15 protein-coding genes are annotated in these 16,698 nt (G+C 61.4%); 4 read left to right on the plus strand and 11 right to left on the minus strand.

The window, feature by feature from the left end:
• Positions 1 to 7: 7 nt before the first annotated feature.
• Both G5533_RS18150 and G5533_RS18155 read left to right on the plus strand, forming a co-directional pair.
• Positions 8 to 892, plus strand: coding sequence for a YjjW family glycine radical enzyme activase (locus G5533_RS18150; RefSeq protein WP_421172405.1), 885 nt, complete (start codon positions 8 to 10; stop codon positions 890 to 892).
• Positions 893 to 1,016: 124 nt separating this feature from the next.
• A complete protein-coding gene (locus G5533_RS18155; RefSeq protein ID WP_216952118.1) occupies positions 1,017 to 1,340 on the plus strand; it encodes a DUF1820 family protein in 324 nt (107 codons plus the stop codon).
• Between the two features lie 63 nt (positions 1,341 to 1,403).
• Here the strand turns inward: G5533_RS18155 and G5533_RS18160 are convergent, their stop codons facing one another.
• The 3 genes from G5533_RS18160 to G5533_RS18170 all read right to left on the minus strand — a co-directional run bounded on the left by G5533_RS18160 (position 1,404) and on the right by G5533_RS18170 (position 4,045).
• Entirely contained in the window at positions 1,404 to 2,336 is a 933-nt protein-coding gene (locus G5533_RS18160) for a LysR family transcriptional regulator (protein WP_216952117.1), read from the minus strand.
• Positions 2,337 to 2,402: 66 nt separating this feature from the next.
• Entirely contained in the window at positions 2,403 to 3,599 is a 1,197-nt protein-coding gene (locus G5533_RS18165; protein ID WP_441255197.1) for an amino acid aminotransferase, read from the minus strand.
• A 170-nt stretch (positions 3,600 to 3,769) separates the two neighbouring features.
• Positions 3,770 to 4,045, minus strand: a complete 276-nt coding sequence (locus tag G5533_RS18170; RefSeq protein ID WP_005343089.1) for a metal/formaldehyde-sensitive transcriptional repressor — start codon at positions 4,043 to 4,045, stop codon at positions 3,770 to 3,772.
• A gap of 71 nt (positions 4,046 to 4,116) precedes the next feature.
• Here G5533_RS18170 and dmeF point away from each other — a divergent pair, with 71 nt between their 5' ends.
• Entirely contained in the window at positions 4,117 to 5,094 is a 978-nt protein-coding gene (gene dmeF, locus G5533_RS18175) for a CDF family Co(II)/Ni(II) efflux transporter DmeF (protein ID WP_216979543.1), read from the plus strand.
• A 160-nt stretch (positions 5,095 to 5,254) separates the two neighbouring features.
• On the opposite strand, the gene G5533_RS18180 is transcribed toward dmeF, so the two are convergent.
• The 7 genes from G5533_RS18180 to lpxL form a co-directional block, all read right to left on the minus strand.
• The gene (locus tag G5533_RS18180) at positions 5,255 to 5,503 is read right to left on the minus strand and encodes a hypothetical protein (protein WP_266135317.1); all 249 of its coding nucleotides are present in this window, start codon (positions 5,501 to 5,503) and stop codon (positions 5,255 to 5,257) included.
• Positions 5,504 to 5,569: 66 nt separating this feature from the next.
• Positions 5,570 to 6,142 (minus strand): DNA-J related domain-containing protein, encoded by a 573-nt coding sequence (locus G5533_RS18185; protein WP_266135318.1) that lies wholly within the window; start codon positions 6,140 to 6,142, stop codon positions 5,570 to 5,572.
• Positions 6,139 to 7,926, minus strand: coding sequence for a cation:proton antiporter (locus tag G5533_RS18190; protein ID WP_110303612.1), 1,788 nt, complete (start codon positions 7,924 to 7,926; stop codon positions 6,139 to 6,141). Before G5533_RS18190 ends, G5533_RS18185 begins: the two co-directional genes overlap by 4 nt.
• 190 nt (positions 7,927 to 8,116) lie before the next feature.
• A complete protein-coding gene (locus tag G5533_RS18195; RefSeq protein ID WP_005335907.1) occupies positions 8,117 to 8,638 on the minus strand; it encodes an MltR family transcriptional regulator in 522 nt (173 codons plus the stop codon).
• A gap of 133 nt (positions 8,639 to 8,771) precedes the next feature.
• Positions 8,772 to 9,917: a mannitol-1-phosphate 5-dehydrogenase gene (locus G5533_RS18200; protein ID WP_441255199.1), complete on the minus strand. Its 1,146-nt coding sequence runs from the start codon at positions 9,915 to 9,917 to the stop codon at positions 8,772 to 8,774.
• 37 nt (positions 9,918 to 9,954) lie between these two features.
• Positions 9,955 to 11,877 (minus strand): PTS mannitol transporter subunit IICBA, encoded by a 1,923-nt coding sequence (locus tag G5533_RS18205; RefSeq protein WP_421255251.1) that lies wholly within the window; start codon positions 11,875 to 11,877, stop codon positions 9,955 to 9,957.
• Between the two features lie 630 nt (positions 11,878 to 12,507).
• A complete protein-coding gene (gene lpxL, locus G5533_RS18210; protein WP_139411008.1) occupies positions 12,508 to 13,431 on the minus strand; it encodes an LpxL/LpxP family Kdo(2)-lipid IV(A) lauroyl/palmitoleoyl acyltransferase in 924 nt (307 codons plus the stop codon).
• 204 nt (positions 13,432 to 13,635) lie between these two features.
• Between lpxL and hldE the strand changes: the two genes are divergently transcribed.
• Positions 13,636 to 15,063 (plus strand): bifunctional D-glycero-beta-D-manno-heptose-7-phosphate kinase/D-glycero-beta-D-manno-heptose 1-phosphate adenylyltransferase HldE, encoded by a 1,428-nt coding sequence (gene hldE / locus G5533_RS18215; protein ID WP_005335903.1) that lies wholly within the window; start codon positions 13,636 to 13,638, stop codon positions 15,061 to 15,063.
• Positions 15,064 to 15,179: 116 nt separating this feature from the next.
• On the opposite strand, the gene tolC is transcribed toward hldE, so the two are convergent.
• On the minus strand, positions 15,180 to 16,502 hold the full coding sequence (gene tolC, locus G5533_RS18220) for an outer membrane channel protein TolC (protein WP_227341446.1): 1,323 nt from the start codon (positions 16,500 to 16,502) through the stop codon (positions 15,180 to 15,182).
• Positions 16,503 to 16,698: the final 196 nt, after the last annotated feature.

The following is a 16,698-nucleotide window of genomic DNA, read 5'->3' on the forward strand; positions in this document are numbered from 1 at the left end:
CGCACCGATGGCTGATGTCTTGCCAACACGCAGCGCTCTGGTGAGCAGGGTGCTGTCGTTCTCCTGTGTCGACGGGCCGGGCAACCGGCTGGTGTTGTTTCTGCAGGGGTGCAACTTTCGCTGCCCCGGCTGCCATAACCCGCACACCATAGGGCTGTGCGACGATTGCGGCGACTGCCTTGCGGTCTGTCCGAGTGGCGCCCTCTCCATGAGCGAAGGTAAGGTTAATTGGCAGGAGGCGCTCTGCACCGATTGCGACGCCTGTCTGGATGTCTGCCCGCGCAGTGCCAATCCCAAGACCGCCAGCATGACGGTGGCCGAGGTGCTGGCCCTGCTGCGCCGCTACGGCCCCTTGCTGAGCGGGATTACTGTCTCAGGCGGTGAGGCGACTACTCAGCTCCCCTTCGTGGTTGCGCTCTTTACCGCCATCAAGGCCGCGCCGGATCTGGCCCATCTCACTTGCCTGCTCGACAGCAACGGCTCGCTGGCCGAAACCGGCTGGCAGCGGCTATTGCCGATGCTCGATGGTGCCATGCTCGATCTCAAGGGGTGGCGTGACTCGGTACACCTCTCGCTGACCGGTTACAGCCGCGAACGGGTGCTGGCATCGCTGCAACTGCTGGCAAGTCACAGCAAGCTGACCGAACTGCGGCTGCTCCACGTGCCGGGCAAGAGCGATTTTCTGGATGCGAATGGTGAGCTGGACGCGGATCTCGCCGCCTTCTTGCAGCAGCTGGGGCCTGTGCCCATTCGCCTCAATGGCTTTCGCCACCACGGGGTACGGGGGGAGGCTGCGCAATGGCCAGAGGCGACCCGCAGCGAGCTGGAGTGGCTGGCGAGTCGGTTGCGTGCTGCGGGAGTGGGGGCGGTGACCTTGCCACCGCTGATCTAAAGAGGTCTGATCGATTCCCTTGCTGTGTAGTAAAAGCACACAACTGTGACTTCTGTCTATTGGAGGGGGCCTTGGGGCTCGTTATGATATTGCCCATCCGTCCCTCCTCCATCACAGATAAATCATGAGTGAAAGCAAGGCGTTATATCGGGTTCAGTTTATTTGCCACAACGAGCGCTATGAGGTTTATGTGCGCCAGGTGAATCAGGGCCAACTGTTTGGATTTATCGAGATCGCCGATTTTGTCTGGGACAACCACACGGCGCTTATCGTCGATCCCAGCCATGAAAAGCTCAAGAGCGAATTTGCCGATGTGCGTCACACCCTTATCCCCATGCATCAGGTGTTACGCATCGATCAGGTGAAAAAGCAGGGGGCTGCCCGCATTACGGATCTGGGTAGCAACGTCGCCTCCTTCCCCAGTCCCATTTATACCAAGCGTCCCTGATCCCTCATTGCCGTGGATGTTTCGCCGTGGCGAAACATCCATCTCTTCTCGCTGTCACCTGGCTCAGGGCTCGACCAGCTCGCGACCCAGTTGCAGGATCCGCTGGCGGAACCAGTGGCGGGCCGAGCCATCACCGGCCGGGCCATACCAGACCAGACTGTGACTCACCTTGCCGTAATCGAACGGTGCCGGACGCAGCTCCAGATCCGGCTGGCTGGCGATGCATGCCGCCCAGCCACCGATGGCGGTGAGGATCAGATCGGTCTGGGGCAGCAGGGCCGCCGCGCTGGCAAAATCGGGCAGGGTGGCGCCAATCTGGCGACGCACCTGTTGCTGGGCAAGGCTCTGCTCGAAGAAGGGGTTGGCCAGCTCCTGATCCCGGATGGCGATATGGCGCCAGCTCAGGTAGGCATCGAGATCCCAGGGCTTGGCCAGCGCCGGGTGGTCTTTGCGCAGCAGACAGACCAGTTTCTCTTCCCGCAGGGTCTCCCACACCAGCCCGGGCTGGCGCGGTAACGGCTGGCTCTGGTCATGGGGCAGGATCACGAAGTCGAGTTTGCCCGCTGCCAGCGCCTCCAGCCCCTGCTCATCCTTGTTCCAGATCTCCGGCACCATGCCCGGCACTTCTTTCATCAGCTGACCCAGAATGGGGCCCACCGGCCAGGTCATCACGCTCTCGCGCAATCCCAGCCGCAAGCAGCCCTGCCACTGCTGGGGGTTGAAGGCATTCTGGCGAGTGAGGCCGTTCAGCTCCCCCAACAACCGGTGCAGGGTGGGAGCCAGTCGCTCGGCCATGGGGGTGAGCAGCAGCTGGTTGCCCTGGCGGTAGAGCAGTTGATCCCCCAGCAGACCCCGCAGCTGGTTGAGGGTCTTGCTAACGGTGGAAGGCGTGGTGCAGAGCCGCTCGGCGGTGCGGGTGACGCTCTGGTTGTCGAGCAGCAGATGCAGGGTGACCAGATGGCGACCTCCCAGCCGAGAGAGTGCGATCAGATCCATAAGTACTCCACAAGCGAAGGGAAGAGACAAGACAAGAAAGCCCCGCCAAAGCGGGGCTGATGCGGATTAGCCCTTGAGCACCGCGGCCATGGCGTCAGCCACATAGTCGACGTTGCGGCTATTGAGGCCCGCCACGCACATGCGACCGGATCGCACCAGATAGACGGCGAACTCCTCGCGCAGCCTGTCCACCTGCTCCGGGGTGAAGCCGGTGTAGCTGAACATGCCGCGCTGGTTGATGAAGTAGCTGAAGTCGCGGCCCGGCACCTTGGCGCTCAGCACCTCGAACAGCTTCTGGCGCATGGCCTTGATGCGGGTGCGCATCTCGGTCACTTCGTCGACCCACATGGCGTGCAGCTCGGGCTGGCTCATCACTGCCGCGGTGATCTGGCCACCGTGGGTGGGCGGGCTTGAGTAGTTGCGACGCACGGTGGCCTTCATCTGACCCAGTACGCGGCTGGCTTCTTCGGCATCCTTGCAGATGACCGACAGGCCGCCGCACCGCTCGCCGTAGAAGGAGAGGTTCTTGGAAAAGGAGTTGCTGACGAAGAAGCTTACGCCGGCGGCCACCATGGCGCGAATGGCGTAGGCATCCTCTTCCAGCCCGTCGCCGAAGCCCTGATAGGCGATATCCATAAAGGGGATCAGGTTCTTCTCGACCACCAGCGCGATCACCCGATCCCACTGGGCACGGGAGAGATCCACCCCGGTCGGGTTGTGGCAGCAGGGGTGCAGCAGCACGATGCTCTTGGCCGGCAGGGTACTCAGGCAGTCGATCATCGCATCAAACTGCACGCCGCCAGTGGCCGCATCGTAGTAGGGGTAGTCGTGCACCTTGATGCCGGCGCCTTCGAACATCGCCTTGTGGTTATCCCAGGTGGGATTGCTGACCCACACCTCGGAGGTCGGGAAGTAGCGCTTGAGCAGATCGGCGCCGATCTTCAGCGCGCCGGAGCCGCCGATGGTCTGGATGGTGGCGATACGTCCCGCCTTGACCGCGTCATGGTCGGCACCAAACAGCAGGTGTTGCACTGCGGTGCGGTAGTTGGCGGCGCCTTCCATCGGCTGGTAGGGGCGCGGGGCAGGGGCGGCCGCGCGCTGGGCTTCGGCCTGCTGCACCGACGGCAGCAGCGGAATGCGCCCCTGCTCGTCGTAATAGAGGCCGATCCCCAGGTTCACCTTCTGCTCGCGGGTGTCTTTGTGGAAGGTCTCGACTAGCGTCAGGATGGGGTCGCCAGCATAGGCATCGACGTGTTCAAACATGGGGGATCCTTGAAATTGACTGTCCAGTAAAACCGGCGGTCAGCCGGGCTGGACATCATGGCGCAAAGCTGGCGGTGGCTCAAGCCCGAAAGGGACGGGGGCTGGCGGGCAGACGCCACACAGCCGTAAACGGAATGATGCGGGGTCGCCCGCAGCCTCATTCACCGGTCCTACTTCAGATAGGATCGCAATACCCGCACTACTTGATCCAGATCTTCCAGCCGCTCGGCCGGGGTCGCCTCTTCGGCACCCAGATGCTCACGCATGTGCCCTTCCAGCACCTCCAGCATCAGGCCGTTGACGGCACCGCGAATGGCCGCGATCTGCTGCAAAATGGCGGCGCAGTCGCTCTCCTGCTCCAGCGCGTGCTCCAGCGCACCGGCCTGTCCCTTGATGCGACGTACCCGTGCCAGCAGCTTCTTTTTACCGTGAATGGTGTGTGACATGCAGGATCCTCTCGATCAATAAAACTATACTGGGGTATAGTATATTGCATTGTCGTCCTCAGGAGAAATCCATGTCATCCCTTGCCTCATCCCACTGCCACCAACCCGTCGTCCACGAAGGGAATCCGCTGGCCGAACAGAAGACTCGCTGGGCCGTGCTGCTGACCGTCATCATGATGGTGGCGGAGATCGGCGGCGGCTGGTTCTACAACTCCATGGCGCTGCTGGCCGATGGCTGGCACATGAGTTCCCACGCGCTGGCGCTCGGCCTCTCGGTGCTGGCCTACCGCGCCGCCCGCCACTTTGCCCGCGACCACAGATTCAGCTTCGGCACCTGGAAGATCGAGGTGCTAGGTGGCTTCACCAGCGCTCTCCTGCTGGTGGGGGTGGCCGGGCTGATGCTGTTCGAGTCGGTGTTCAGGCTGCTCGATCCCAGCCCGATCCACTATCAACAGGCGATCGCCATCGCGCTGGTGGGGCTGCTGGTGAATCTGGCCTGTGCCTGGCTGCTCAAGGATGATCACGGCCATCATCACCACGGCCATGGGCATGACCACCATCATGGGCATGACCACCATCATGGGCATCACGACCACGATCATCATGACCATGACGATCACCACGGCCATCAGGATCTCAACCTGCGTGCCGCCTATATCCACGTGCTGGCGGATGCGGCCACTTCCGTGCTGGCGATCCTGGCACTGGTGGGGGGCATGCTGTGGGGGGCCGACTGGCTGGATCCCCTGATGGGCATAGTGGGGGCCGTACTGGTGGCGGTGTGGGCCTGGGGTCTGCTGCGCGACTCCGGTCGGGTGCTGCTGGATGCCGAGATGGATACCCCGTTGGTGGGTGAGATCCGTGAGGTGATTGCCGACCTGCCGGATGCCGAGATCCGCGATCTGCACGTCTGGCGGGTGGGCCAGCAGCAGTATGCCTGCGTGCTCTCCCTGCTGATGACTGCGCCTGTCTCCGCCAGCGAGATCCGCGCGCGGTTGGCGATACATGAAGAGCTGGTCCATGTGACCATAGAGATAGCCACTCCATAGCCAGATTTATGGCTGTCTATGCCAGATAGCGTGCAACTTGCACTCTGCAACACGAGTAAATCGAAGCAGTTTTTTCTGGGGAGGCCTGTGGCAGGCACGTGCTGACTATGTGCCTGGTACAAGCCTCACCGGGGCTAGGGGTGAGATGTGACGGTTTGAGTTAACGTTCGAAGAAGCGATAGAGGTGTTCTACCTGCATCGGGCAGTCAGCTACCAGATGCACATGATCGCGGGCCTGCTCGACCGTATCGAAACTGACCGGGCAGCCGAGGGTGTCGGTCAGCTCGTAGAGAGCGCCATCATTGCCTCTGAATTCGATGAGCCAGCCGGGGATGGCCACGTCGTGGAGTATTTCGGCCTCTTGCAGGATCTGTTGTTGATAGAGCTTGCGAAGTTCACTGACTGTCATGATGCTCTCCTGTGAAGGGGGATTCAGCTCCAGTCTATGCCTCTCTTTGTGCGGACGGCAACCGGATCATCCCCGCAGGACCTCCCAGGCCCAGCGGATACGGATAAAGGTCTCGGCATTACCACCCCGATCCGGATGGTGCTGCAATGCCAGCTCCCGCCAGCGGCGGCGGATCGCCTCCTGACTCGCCCCCTCATTCAACCCCAACAGGGCCAGCGCCTCGGCTTTGTGCCCCTCACCGTCATAAGCGCGCCAGAAGCGGTTGAGCAGGGCTTCAACTTCGGCACGGTCGGTCTGCCAGAACACCTGCCAGTCGAGATAGTAGCTACGCAGATTTTCGCCAAGGGCAAAGCCGTGGTTGGCCTCCTGATTCCCGGCCAGCGGTTCGAGCCGGATATCCAGGGTGCTGATTACCAGCCACCATCCCTCTTGCCAGAGCTCGGCCTGCAACTGGTAGAGGGCGTTCATGATCAGGAAGTTGACCCGAAACAGCTGTAGTTGCTCATCGTCAGCCAGTACCGGAATTGCCCCCTGCTGGCGCAGGGAGGCCATTAGCTCGTGCACCTTGTAGCTGCCCGCCGCCTGTTGCAATAGCACCAGCAGAGGGGCGATCAGCGGATTATTGTTGGCTTCGCTCATTCGGCGCCCTGTTCTCTGGGCGGTTGCAGGGCGATCAGCAGCTCACCCGCCTGCGGGGTGACGGGGCCGGTAACGATCTGGGGCTTGCCCTTGCCATCCATGATGAACAGCGGGATGGCGCCGGGATTGGCGGTCTGATACTGGGCCCAGTCGAACGCCTCGCTCAGGCGGGTCGCCTTGATCTGGCCACCCCGGCTCAGCAGGCCGCTCAGCCTGGCATAGTTGATATCGGGCCCAAACAGGTTCTGGCGAGCGCGGAAGGTGGCGCTCTCCCGGTTCGCCTTGCCGTGCTGCTCGCTGGAGCGCAGGGAGTAGACCTGCTCCTCGCCATAGAGGTGGGCGAAGTGCAGCACCCCGAGGGCGTTGTTGTGGCGGTTGGGGGAGAGGGCCAGCACGGTACTGATGCTGGTGAGCGGCAGGTGCAGCTCGGCATGTTCCGACTGGGGGTTGCCGAAGTAGCAGGGGAGGTTGCTCATCCGTGCCTGTTTGCAGAACTCCCAGGCGGGATCGCAGAGCTGTACCGGCACCCCCTGATCCGCCAGCGCCTTGCCGATGGCCCTAGCCACCGAGTTGGCCCCTATGATGAGCCAGGTATTGGGGGCGCTCTGGCGCATCTTGAGCAGGCTGGCCAGCGGCGCCGAGGTGAGGCTCTGCAGCACCACGGTGGAGATGATCACCGCAAATACCAGCGGCACCAGCTTGTCGGCATCGGGGATCTCGGCCTGATGCAGGCTGATAGCGAACGAGGCGCTGACCGCCGCCGCGACTATGCCACGTGGGGCGATCCAGCTCAGCAGGGCGCGAGCCCGCCAGGAGAGATCCGAGCCCCAGGTCGAGACCAGAATACAGAGCGGACGCGCCACGAATTGCACCACGCAGAGCAGCGCCAGCACCATGGGGCCGAGTTGCCAGAGCTGGGCCAGATCGAGGCGCGCCGCCAGCAGGATAAACAGGCTGGAGATAAGGATGACCGCGAGATCCTCCTTGAACGCCAGCACCTCCTCTAGGTCCAGCCCCTCCTGATTGGCGAGCCAGATACCGAACACGGTCACCGCCAGCAGGCCGGACTCGTGGCTCAGCCAGTTGGAGAGGCTGAAGGTGACCAGCACCAGCGCCAGCACGCCGAACTTGTGCAGGCTGACCGGTAGCCAGTCCTTGCGAATGAGCAGGGTGGTGAGCCAGCCCGCCGCCACCCCGATCAGGGAACCGACCAGCACTGTCTTGCCCAGCGCCAGCAGGGTATGGCTGATGAGATCCCCCTGACTGCCGAGGCGCACCGCCTCGAACACCAGCACCGCAAACAGGGCGCCGATGGGGTCGATGACGATCCCCTCCCAGCGCAGGATGCGGTCCACCTCCCGGGTGGGGCGGATCACGTTGAGCATGGGGGCGATCACCGTCGGGCCCGTTACCACCAGTACCGCGCCGAGCATGGTGGCAACCCGCCAGTCCAGCCCCAGCAGGAAGTAACCGGCGCTGCCGATGACGGCGAAACTGACCAGCATGCCGGTGGAGCAGAGATTGCGCACCACCTTGCCGATCCCCTTGAGCTCGGCCAGATGGAGGGTCAGTGCCCCCTCGAACAGGATGATGGCCACCGACAGGGAGACCAGCGGAAACAGCAGATCCCCGAGCAGGGCATCGGGGTCGAGCAGGCCGCTGACCGGGCCCAGAGTCAGGCCGGTGAGCAGCAGAAACAGGATGGCGGGTACCCGCAGCGACCAGGCAAGCCATTGGGCCAGCACGGAGACCAGGGCGATCCCGGCCAGAGAGAGGGCAATCATGCAGACCTCGATTCAGGCAGTGAGTATGGAGCTAGTGTAGTGGCTAAGTTGGTCAGATTGACACCTGAAGGAGCGTGCATCATGGCCGGGATGGGGAGATGTGCGACAGTCGGCGTCATGGTGGCTGGCGGTGGTGTGCAGGGCGCCAGCCAGACGCCAACCGTGGTGATGGGGTGGCCTTGGGGCTGGATTAGATGGGGCTCTCCTTGTGGAGCTCGCCGACACAGTCGGCCAGCGCCAGTACCAGTGCGGAGCGCACCATCTGATCGAGCCGGTTGAGCTGCATCTGGTAGAAGGCCCAATCCTCTTCGCTGGCGGGGGGCTCCAGCTTCATCATGCCGCCCTGATTGACCCCGTGCAGGCGGTCGAGCAGATCGCGGATCGGCTTGTCGCTGAAGCGGTAATCCTTGGGGTCGCGCACCAGAAAGTCGCGGATCTTGATATAGGCTTCGATATCCTGATAGCGCTCGAGGGAGATGAGGCCGAGGGCGAAGATGAGCTTGAGGCGCACCTCCAGCTGGCCGAGGGGTCCGCTCTGGTTGAGCAGGGGTTCGATGGCGTATTTGACGGCATACTCCTCCTGACGGAACGCGCGTCGCATCAGGGAGTCGACCGCCTCTTCCAGGATGGTCACGGCTTCGAGAAAGAAGCCGCGGGGGCCATCCTGCTCATTCAGTCGTTCCAGTACTTCATCTTCCTGGTGTGTGGTCATAGGTGCATTGGGTCCAGCTGACAGGGAGAGAGTCAGCCTCTCTCCCGGTTTTTATCATATGGGGCACATTCCCTTGCCATTCAAGCGCTTGGCGCGCTATCAGTGGTGGCTGAATGCGCCGCAAGCAGGGTTATTACAGGGTTTCGTAACGGGCGACGATGGCGCGAACCACTTCGCTCTCTGCATCCAGTCCGGTGACGCGGGCCAGCGCTTTGGCCGGGCCCAGCTCCGCCAGCAGGGCTTGCAGCTCCACCGCCTGCGGGTCATCGGCATTGCGATAGTGGAGCGCCGCGGCGATCCCCTCCTGCAACTGCTCGTTGGGCAGGCCGTACTCCAGAGTGCCCAGCAGCGGCTTCACCAGTCGATCTCCCGCCGCCAGCTTGCGCAGTGGCTGACGACCGACCCGGTCAATCTCGTCCGCCAGATAGGGGTTGGCGAAGCGGGCCAGGATCTTCTCGATGTAGGCGGCGTGCAGGCGCGGGTCGAAGCCGTAGCGTTTCACCAGTACGGCACCGCTCTCCTCCATGGCGCGGCGTACCTTGCTGCGGATCACCGGATCCTCGATCGCCTCGCGCACTGTGCGGTAGCCCCGCAGTTTGCCGAGGTAGGCGGTGACGATGTGGCCGGTGTTGAGGGTGAACAGCTTGCGCTCGACGAAGGCCATCAGGTTGTCGGTGGGCTCCATGCCCGCCACCTGTGGCAGCTCCCCCTTGAACTGGGTCTGGTCGACGATCCACTCGCTGAAGCTCTCGACCGTCACTTCCAGCGGATCATCGTTGGCAGCCGCGGCGGGCGGTACGATGCGATCCACCGCCGAGTCGACGAAGCCGATACAGGATTCGAGCGTGGCATGATACGCGACCGGCAGGTACTTGAGTACCTCCCGCTTGAGGTGGCTGGTACCGCGCACCATGTTTTCACAGGCGATGACGTTCAGCGGTGTCAGGTTGCCGGCATCGAAGCGGGCCTGCAGCCCCTTGGCCAGGGTACTGGCAATCTTGTCCAGAATGTTGGGGCCCACTGCCGTGGTGACCAGATCGGCGGTGATGATACGGGCGATCACCTCGTGACCGGCGGAGCTCACCGCCGCCACGTTGCGCACCACATCCAGCTTCTGATCCGCACCCACCACGTGGACCTTATACTCCTGGCGGTGGTTGAGCTGATCGATCAGAGTGTCGTTGACGTCGGCGAAGGTGACCTGATGGCTGGCATCCGCCAGCACTTTGCCGATAAAGCCGCGACCGATGTTACCAGCACCAAAATGCAATGTTTTCATGATATTAACCTCTTGAACCAAAGACGATGAAAGATGATTACGCAGCCTGTTCGGCACCCAGCAGATCCAGGAAGGCCTGGGGATCCGTGGTGCTGGCCAGTCGGTCGATGAGACCGGGTTCATCCAGTGCATTGGTCAGGCGGGTTATTACCTGCATGTGTTCGTCGTTGCGGGCGGCGATGCCGATCACCAGCCGCGCTACTTCATCGGCGGCTTCGCCAAAGGCGACCCCGGCCGGGTACTGGCAGATGACGATGCCGGTACGCTTCACAAACTCCTTGGCGGCGATGGTGCCGTGGGGCACGGCGATGGATTCGCCGAGGTAGGTGGAGACCAGCTGTTCGCGCTCCAGCATGGCGTTGACGTAGTCGGGGGCCACGTAGCCGCGCTCCGCCAGCAGTCGGCCTGCGGTCAGGATGGCGGCCTCCTTGCTGTCGGCTTTCAGTCCCAGATGCACGTCATGACGGCTCAGGGTAAAGACTTCGGCCGCTTGCGGCTCGTAGCTGTCATCGTTGGCGGCCACCAGCAGTTGCGGGTTGGCGACATCATCGTTGGCGGCCTGAGTCAGGCTCTGTACCAGCTCCTGATAGAGGCCGTTGTCGAGGAAGTTGGTCAGGGAAATATGGTGAGCGTTCGGCGCATGGCGACGGGCCCGTTCGGTCAAATCCTTGTGGGTAATGACCCAATCCACCTGATCGTCGAGCTGATCGATGGCGCGGTTGGTGACGCTGATATCGAGCCCGGCGGCCTGCACCCGTTTGCGCAGCATGCCTGCGCCCATGGCGCTGGAGCCCATGCCCGCATCGCAGGCGACCACGATATTGCGTACCGCCATCAGTTCGCCGCCCGGCTTCTTGGCCGCTGCGGTTTCGGGTTTGCCGCCCTTCATGGCTTTCATCTTGCGAGTGGCTTCACCGAGGGCATCGGCCTCGTCAGCTTCCGGCTGCTGGGCGCGGACGAACACGGCGGCGACCAGGAAGGAGACCAGAGTCGCGCTGATGATGGAGAGGGCGACCCCGATCAGGGAGGCTTTCGGCGTCATCAACAACACGGCGAAGATGGAGCCCGGTGAGGCGGGTGAGACCAGACCTGCATTGAACAGGGTCAGGGTAAAGACCCCAGTCATGCCACCGGCGATCACCGCCAGAATGAGGCGCGGGTTCATCAGCACGTACGGGAAGTAGATCTCGTGGATGCCGCCGAAGAAGTGAATGATGGAGGCGCCAGCCGCGGACTGCTTGGCGGCACCACGGCCGAACACCATGTAGGCCAGCAGCACACCCATGCCCGGGCCCGGGTTCGCTTCAATGAGGAAGAAGATGGAGCTACCGTGCTCGGTCGCCTGCTGGATCCCCAGCGGCGAGAAGATGCCGTGGTTGATGGCGTTGTTGAGGAACAGGATCTTGGCCGGTTCGACGAAGATGGAGGTGAGCGGCAGCATGTGGTTTTCCACCAAGAAGCCGACGCCACCGGCCAGCAGGCCGGAGAGCACCTTGACGAAGGGGCCAATCACGAAGAAGGCGAGGATCGCCAGCAGCATGCCGATAAGGCCGGCGGAGAAGTTGTTGACCAGCATCTCGAAGCCGCTCTTGACGCGACCGTCCATCGCCTTGTCGAAGCGCTTGATGGCCCAGCCACCGAGCGGGCCGACCATCATGGCTCCCATAAACATGGGGATGTCGGTACCCACGATGACGCCCATGGTGGTGATGGCACCGACCACGCCGCCACGATCACCGCCCATCAGCTTGCCGCCGGTGTAGCCAATCAGCAGCGGCAGCAGGTAGGTGATCATGGGGCCGACCAGCTTGGCCAAGGTTTCATTGGGCAGCCAGCCGGTGGGGATAAAGAGGGCGGTAATAAAGCCCCAGGCGATGAAGGCGCCTATGTTGGGCATGACCATATTGGACAGGAAGCGTCCAAAATTCTGTATCTTGACTTTGGTATCCGGTGATAACATGTCGGGACCCCGTTTTAAGCCTGTTTGATTAAAAGTGGTAGTTCGGGATGGCCGGTTTTGCCGAACCTCCATCCCGGTCGTCTAAGCAACTTCAATCTACCAGCTCGCGATCAAATTAGGCTGAAAACGGGGTGTCTTGTGATCCAGCTCTCAGATGCCCAGCGATACCCCCTCCATAACCAGTGACCTGCATCACATTCCCATGCTGTAATTCGGCTACATTTCGATCTTTTCTGTTTTGCATGGTCATTTTTTGTGACTCAAATCACTAAAGTTACTTTGTGGCTCTCTTGTTCAATAGTGATTCTCGTCACAAATTCAATTTTTGTATTCGAATGGGACAAATCACTCAATTACTCATCAGTGGGTAGTGGCGATGGATCTATCGAAATACTCCATTGCTTACCAATGAATCAATAAATTTGTAACCCGCTTTCAGTTTTTACGGTTGGTGATGAGGTCTCTTTTGCTGCTGGCCGATGGGAATGGGCGCCAACATGCAGGATGTTATCGAGCGGCAGATGTTCGGAGCGCTTCTTTGCCGCGCAGGTCAGACAGCAGATAAAAACAAACCGCCAGCAGGCGGTTTGTCGGTTTTGGCGATCTGGCCCTAGTCGGGAGTGTTACCGCTTAGTAGAAGCTTGCATCCTCGGGGGAGGGGCGGGTCTTGAAGCGGCGATGGAGCCACATGTACTGCTCCGGCGCCTTGCGCACCGCGGCTTCAATCTCGCGGTTGGCGCGAGCCGCATCGACCATGTCATCACCGCTGGGGTAGTCGGCGAGGGGCGCCCCGATATGCAGGGTGTAACCCTCGCTGGTGCGGATGTTGTAGCAAGGCAGGGTGACGGTGTTCTTCACCCGCGCCAGAGTGGCGGTGCCAGTGATGGTGGCCGCCTGCTCCACCGCGAAGTAGGGCACGAACACGCTGGCGTGGGAGCCATAGTCGTGATCCGGCGCGTACCAGAGGGCGTCACCGTTGCGTAGCGCCTTGATCATCCCCTTCACGTCCATCCGGTCTACCAGATATTTGTTGGAGGCGCAGCGACCGTGATACTGGGCATACTCCAGCACCGGGTTGGTGTTGGGGCGATAGACGCCGACCCCTGGCCGTACCAGCCCGAAACAGCGGGCGTTGAGTTCCAGCGTCAGGAAGTGGCAGGAGAGCAGCAGCATGCCCTGACCTTTTTCCATGGCGGCGATGACGTGCTCTTCCCCTTCCACCTTCATCAGGTTGCGCATCCGCCAGTCTGGCCAGAACCAGGCGATCCCCACCTCGAACACGGCGCAGCCCACGCTCTCAAAGTTTGCCTTAAGCAGTTTCTCCCGCTCATCCCGGGTCAGCTCGGGCATGGCCAGCTCCAGATTGCGACGGGCAATCTTGACCCGGGACTTCAATATCCTGGCGGCGAGGCGACCGAGCTGACGGCCCAGCCACATCTGGCTGCGCCACGGCAGCAGGGTCAGCAGCCAGAGCAGGCCGAGGCCGAACCAGCTGGCCCAGTAACGGGGATGAAACAGGCGGGGCTCGAGGCGGGGAGCGTTGTCATGGGCCATGGCTAATCTCTTGTTCGCAAACACAATCGGGGGATTCTAGCCGAAAAGGGGGGGCGGGGGCGAATGGCTGTGTGCTGGTCAGAGGGGTAGCCTGCGTCCGGTTAGCGTGACAGCGGCGGCAACTGCGGTCGGCTTTTTCTACACCGGATAAAAGAGTGTGATAAAATCGCCCGCTGATTTTTCAGGTTTTGAGAGTCGATACAGATGAAGATCACCCTGCCCGATTTTGAAAAAGCCCGCGTTCTGGTCGTTGGCGATGTCATGTTGGACCGTTACTGGCATGGCCCTACCGGTCGGATCTCCCCCGAGGCGCCGGTGCCCGTGGTCAAGGTTGAACACATTGAGGAGCGTCCCGGTGGCGCGGCCAACGTGGCCCTCAACTCCGCTGCGCTGGGCGCCCACGCCGTGCTGCTTGGCCTGACCGGTCAGGACGAGGCTGCCGATGCCTTGGCTGGCCAGATGGCTGGCGTCAAGGTGGCCTGTGATTTCGTTCGTCTGGCCGACTTCCCGACCATCACCAAGCTGCGGGTGCTGTCCCGCAACCAGCAGCTGCTGCGTCTGGACTTTGAAGAGCCCTTCCACTCCGTCGATGCCACCCTGCTGATGAGCAAGGTGGAGCAGGCGCTGCCGAATAGCGACGTGATGATCCTCTCCGACTACGGCAAGGGTGCTCTCAACGACGTGCCCGGCATGATCCAGCGCGCCCGAGCCGCCGGTATTCCGGTGCTGGTCGACCCCAAGGGGACCGACTTCGAGAAGTATCGCGGTGCCACCCTGCTGACCCCCAACATGTCCGAGTTCGAGGCTGTGGTAGGCAAGGTGAAGAGCGAAGAGGAGCTGGTCGCCAAGGGGTTGGATCTGGTCAAGCGTTTCGAGCTGGATGCCCTGCTGGTCACCCGTTCCGAGAACGGCATGACCCTGATCCGCGAAGGTCAGCCGGAGCTGCATCTGCCGGCTCAGGCCCACGAGGTTTATGATGTGACCGGTGCCGGTGATACCGTCATCTCGACCCTCGCCACCTCGCTGGCGGCAGGCAAGAGCCTGGATGAAGCCTGTGCGCTGGCCAATACCGCCGCCGGTATCGTGGTCGGCAAGCTGGGTACCTCTACCGTTAGCCCGGTCGAGCTGGCCAACGCCCTCTACACCGAGCAGGAGACAGGCTTCGGCGTCATGTCCGAAGCCCAGCTGAAAGTGGCGGTTCGTGCCGCCCGTCTGCGTGGCGAGAAGGTGGTGATGACCAACGGTTGCTTCGACATCCTGCACGCCGGCCATGTCTCCTATCTGGCCAACGCCGGCAAGTTGGGGGATCGCCTGATCGTGGCGGTCAATACCGACGAGTCGGTTCGCCGTCTGAAAGGGCCGGGTCGTCCGGTCAACCCGACCGAGCGTCGCATGGCGGTGCTGGCTGCGCTGGGCGCGGTGGATTGGGTAGTGCCGTTTGGTGAAGATACCCCGCAGCGTCTGATCGCCGAGATCCTGCCGGATCTGCTGGTCAAGGGGGGTGACTACAAGCCGGAAGATATCGCCGGTTACGCCGAAGTGACCGCCAACGGCGGTGAGGTGCGCGTTCTCAACTTCGAGGATGGCTGCTCCACCACCGACATCATCAAGACGATCCGCGAGCGCGGCTAACGTTCAGCTGGCCCCGCAATCTGGCGGGGCTCGCTATCGGCGGTAGCAAGCCGACAGAAATACGGATAACAAAAAGGCGACCTTGCGGTCGCCTTTTTCATGTCCGATAGCGGCTATTAGCCTTTGGCTTTTGCCGTGGCAGGCATTAGACCCTGGTTTACTTCCACCAGATCCTGCGCTTCCAGAATACCGGCAGCCTGTTTCAGGCTCAGGATATTGAGAATGTAGTTGTAACGGGCTTCGGAGAGCTTCTGCTTGGCCTCGTACAGCTTGCGAGTGGAGTCCAGCACGTCGACGATGGTACGGGTACCCACTTCGTAACCGGCTTCGGTCGCCTTCAGGGCGCTGTCGGCGGAGACCACAGACTGGCTGTAGGCGCGCACCGAGCCGATGCTGGCGTTCACGTTGTTGTAGGAGGAGCGCACTGTGCTCTGCACCGAGCGGAAGTTCTTCTCCAGCAGTTCGCTGGCCGCCACGTAGTTGTATTGAGCCTGTTTCACCTTAGAGCTGGTGGCGCCACCGCTGTAGATGGGCAGCTTGAAGGTCAGACCGATATTGGCCTGATTGTCATTGCCGCCGCTCTGAATACTATCCAGCTTGTAATCGGTATTGCTGGTTTGCAGTCCGGCACCCAGATCCAGCGTCGGCTCATGGCCGGTTTTGGCCAGATCGATCTGCTCCTTGGCAATGTCCTTGCTGATGCGGGCACTGTGCAGTTGCAGGTTTTTGTCCAGCGCCAGCTCCAGCCACTTGTCGGAGCCGAAGGCGGTCTTCTGCGGGCTGAAACGATCGGTGTTCAGCACGTCCAGATTGCGGTGATCAACACCGGTCAGCTCGCGCAGGGTCTCGTAGCTGTTGTCCAGCGAGTTTTCTGCATTGATCTCGTCAGCCAGCGCCTGGTCGCGAGAGGCTTCTGCTTCATGGACGTCGGTGATGGCGGTCAGGCCCACTTCGAAACGCTGCTGGGTTTGCTCCAGCTGACGCTCTACCGCAACCTTGTTGGCACGGACGAACTCCAGGGTATCCATCGCCTTGAGCACATCAAAGTAGGCTTTGGCGGTGCGCACCATCAGGTTCTGGATTTCGAGGTTGTAGGCGACATCTGACTGAGTGGCCTGCTTCTCGCTGATATCCAGATTGACCCAGTTACTGCGACGATAGAGGGATTGCGACAGCGTCACCTCACCCTTGGCGTTGGTATTGCTCTGGGTATCGTTCTTGTTTTGCAGATAATTGAGCCCGGCACCCAGATCGATCTGGGGCAGCAGAGGGGCACGGGATTCGTTGATCTTCTCGAAGGCCTGGTCGCGAACGGCTTTGGACTGCAGCAACTGCGGGTCTTTGATCTGGGCTTGCTGGTAGATGTCGAGCAGGTTTTCGGCATGGGCACCGGCACTGACGCCCAGCAACACCATGACTGACAAAAGTGTTCTTTTCATAGATCGTTTTAACCTTATGTAGTAACCCAAACTGGTTGCTGGAGAGGCAAATATTGTCACCGACCAAGCTTGATTGCAGCTTAATCACTCTACTATAAGCAAAATTTAATGCTAAGAGTCTCAGGTCCGGTGACGGGAACGTCAAGAACCGGACGCAGTTTTCTCCCCGCGCGCCTAGCCAAATGGTCTGTGGCTG

This window comes from Aeromonas sp. A600620 (assembly GCF_029479985.1).
In the GTDB taxonomy this organism is placed as follows: domain Bacteria; phylum Pseudomonadota; class Gammaproteobacteria; order Enterobacterales; family Aeromonadaceae; genus Aeromonas; species Aeromonas veronii_A.

Coding starts and splice junctions, on each gene's coding strand:
- G5533_RS18150 (WP_421172405.1), top strand. CDS start 8: ATGGCTGATGTCTTGCCAACACGCAGCGCTCTGGTGAGCAGGGTGCTG.
- G5533_RS18155 (WP_216952118.1), top strand. CDS start 1,017: ATGAGTGAAAGCAAGGCGTTATATCGGGTTCAGTTTATTTGCCACAAC.
- G5533_RS18160 (WP_216952117.1), bottom strand. CDS start 2,336: ATGGATCTGATCGCACTCTCTCGGCTGGGAGGTCGCCATCTGGTCACC.
- G5533_RS18165 (WP_441255197.1), bottom strand. CDS start 3,599: ATGTTTGAACACGTCGATGCCTATGCTGGCGACCCCATCCTGACGCTA.
- G5533_RS18170 (WP_005343089.1), bottom strand. CDS start 4,045: ATGTCACACACCATTCACGGTAAAAAGAAGCTGCTGGCACGGGTACGT.
- dmeF (WP_216979543.1), top strand. CDS start 4,117: ATGTCATCCCTTGCCTCATCCCACTGCCACCAACCCGTCGTCCACGAA.
- G5533_RS18180 (WP_266135317.1), bottom strand. CDS start 5,503: ATGACAGTCAGTGAACTTCGCAAGCTCTATCAACAACAGATCCTGCAA.
- G5533_RS18185 (WP_266135318.1), bottom strand. CDS start 6,142: ATGAGCGAAGCCAACAATAATCCGCTGATCGCCCCTCTGCTGGTGCTA.
- G5533_RS18190 (WP_110303612.1), bottom strand. CDS start 7,926: ATGATTGCCCTCTCTCTGGCCGGGATCGCCCTGGTCTCCGTGCTGGCC.
- G5533_RS18195 (WP_005335907.1), bottom strand. CDS start 8,638: ATGACCACACACCAGGAAGATGAAGTACTGGAACGACTGAATGAGCAG.
- G5533_RS18200 (WP_441255199.1), bottom strand. CDS start 9,917: ATGAAAACATTGCATTTTGGTGCTGGTAACATCGGTCGCGGCTTTATC.
- G5533_RS18205 (WP_421255251.1), bottom strand. CDS start 11,877: ATGTTATCACCGGATACCAAAGTCAAGATACAGAATTTTGGACGCTTC.
- lpxL (WP_139411008.1), bottom strand. CDS start 13,431: ATGGCCCATGACAACGCTCCCCGCCTCGAGCCCCGCCTGTTTCATCCC.
- hldE (WP_005335903.1), top strand. CDS start 13,636: ATGAAGATCACCCTGCCCGATTTTGAAAAAGCCCGCGTTCTGGTCGTT.
- tolC (WP_227341446.1), bottom strand. CDS start 16,502: ATGAAAAGAACACTTTTGTCAGTCATGGTGTTGCTGGGCGTCAGTGCC.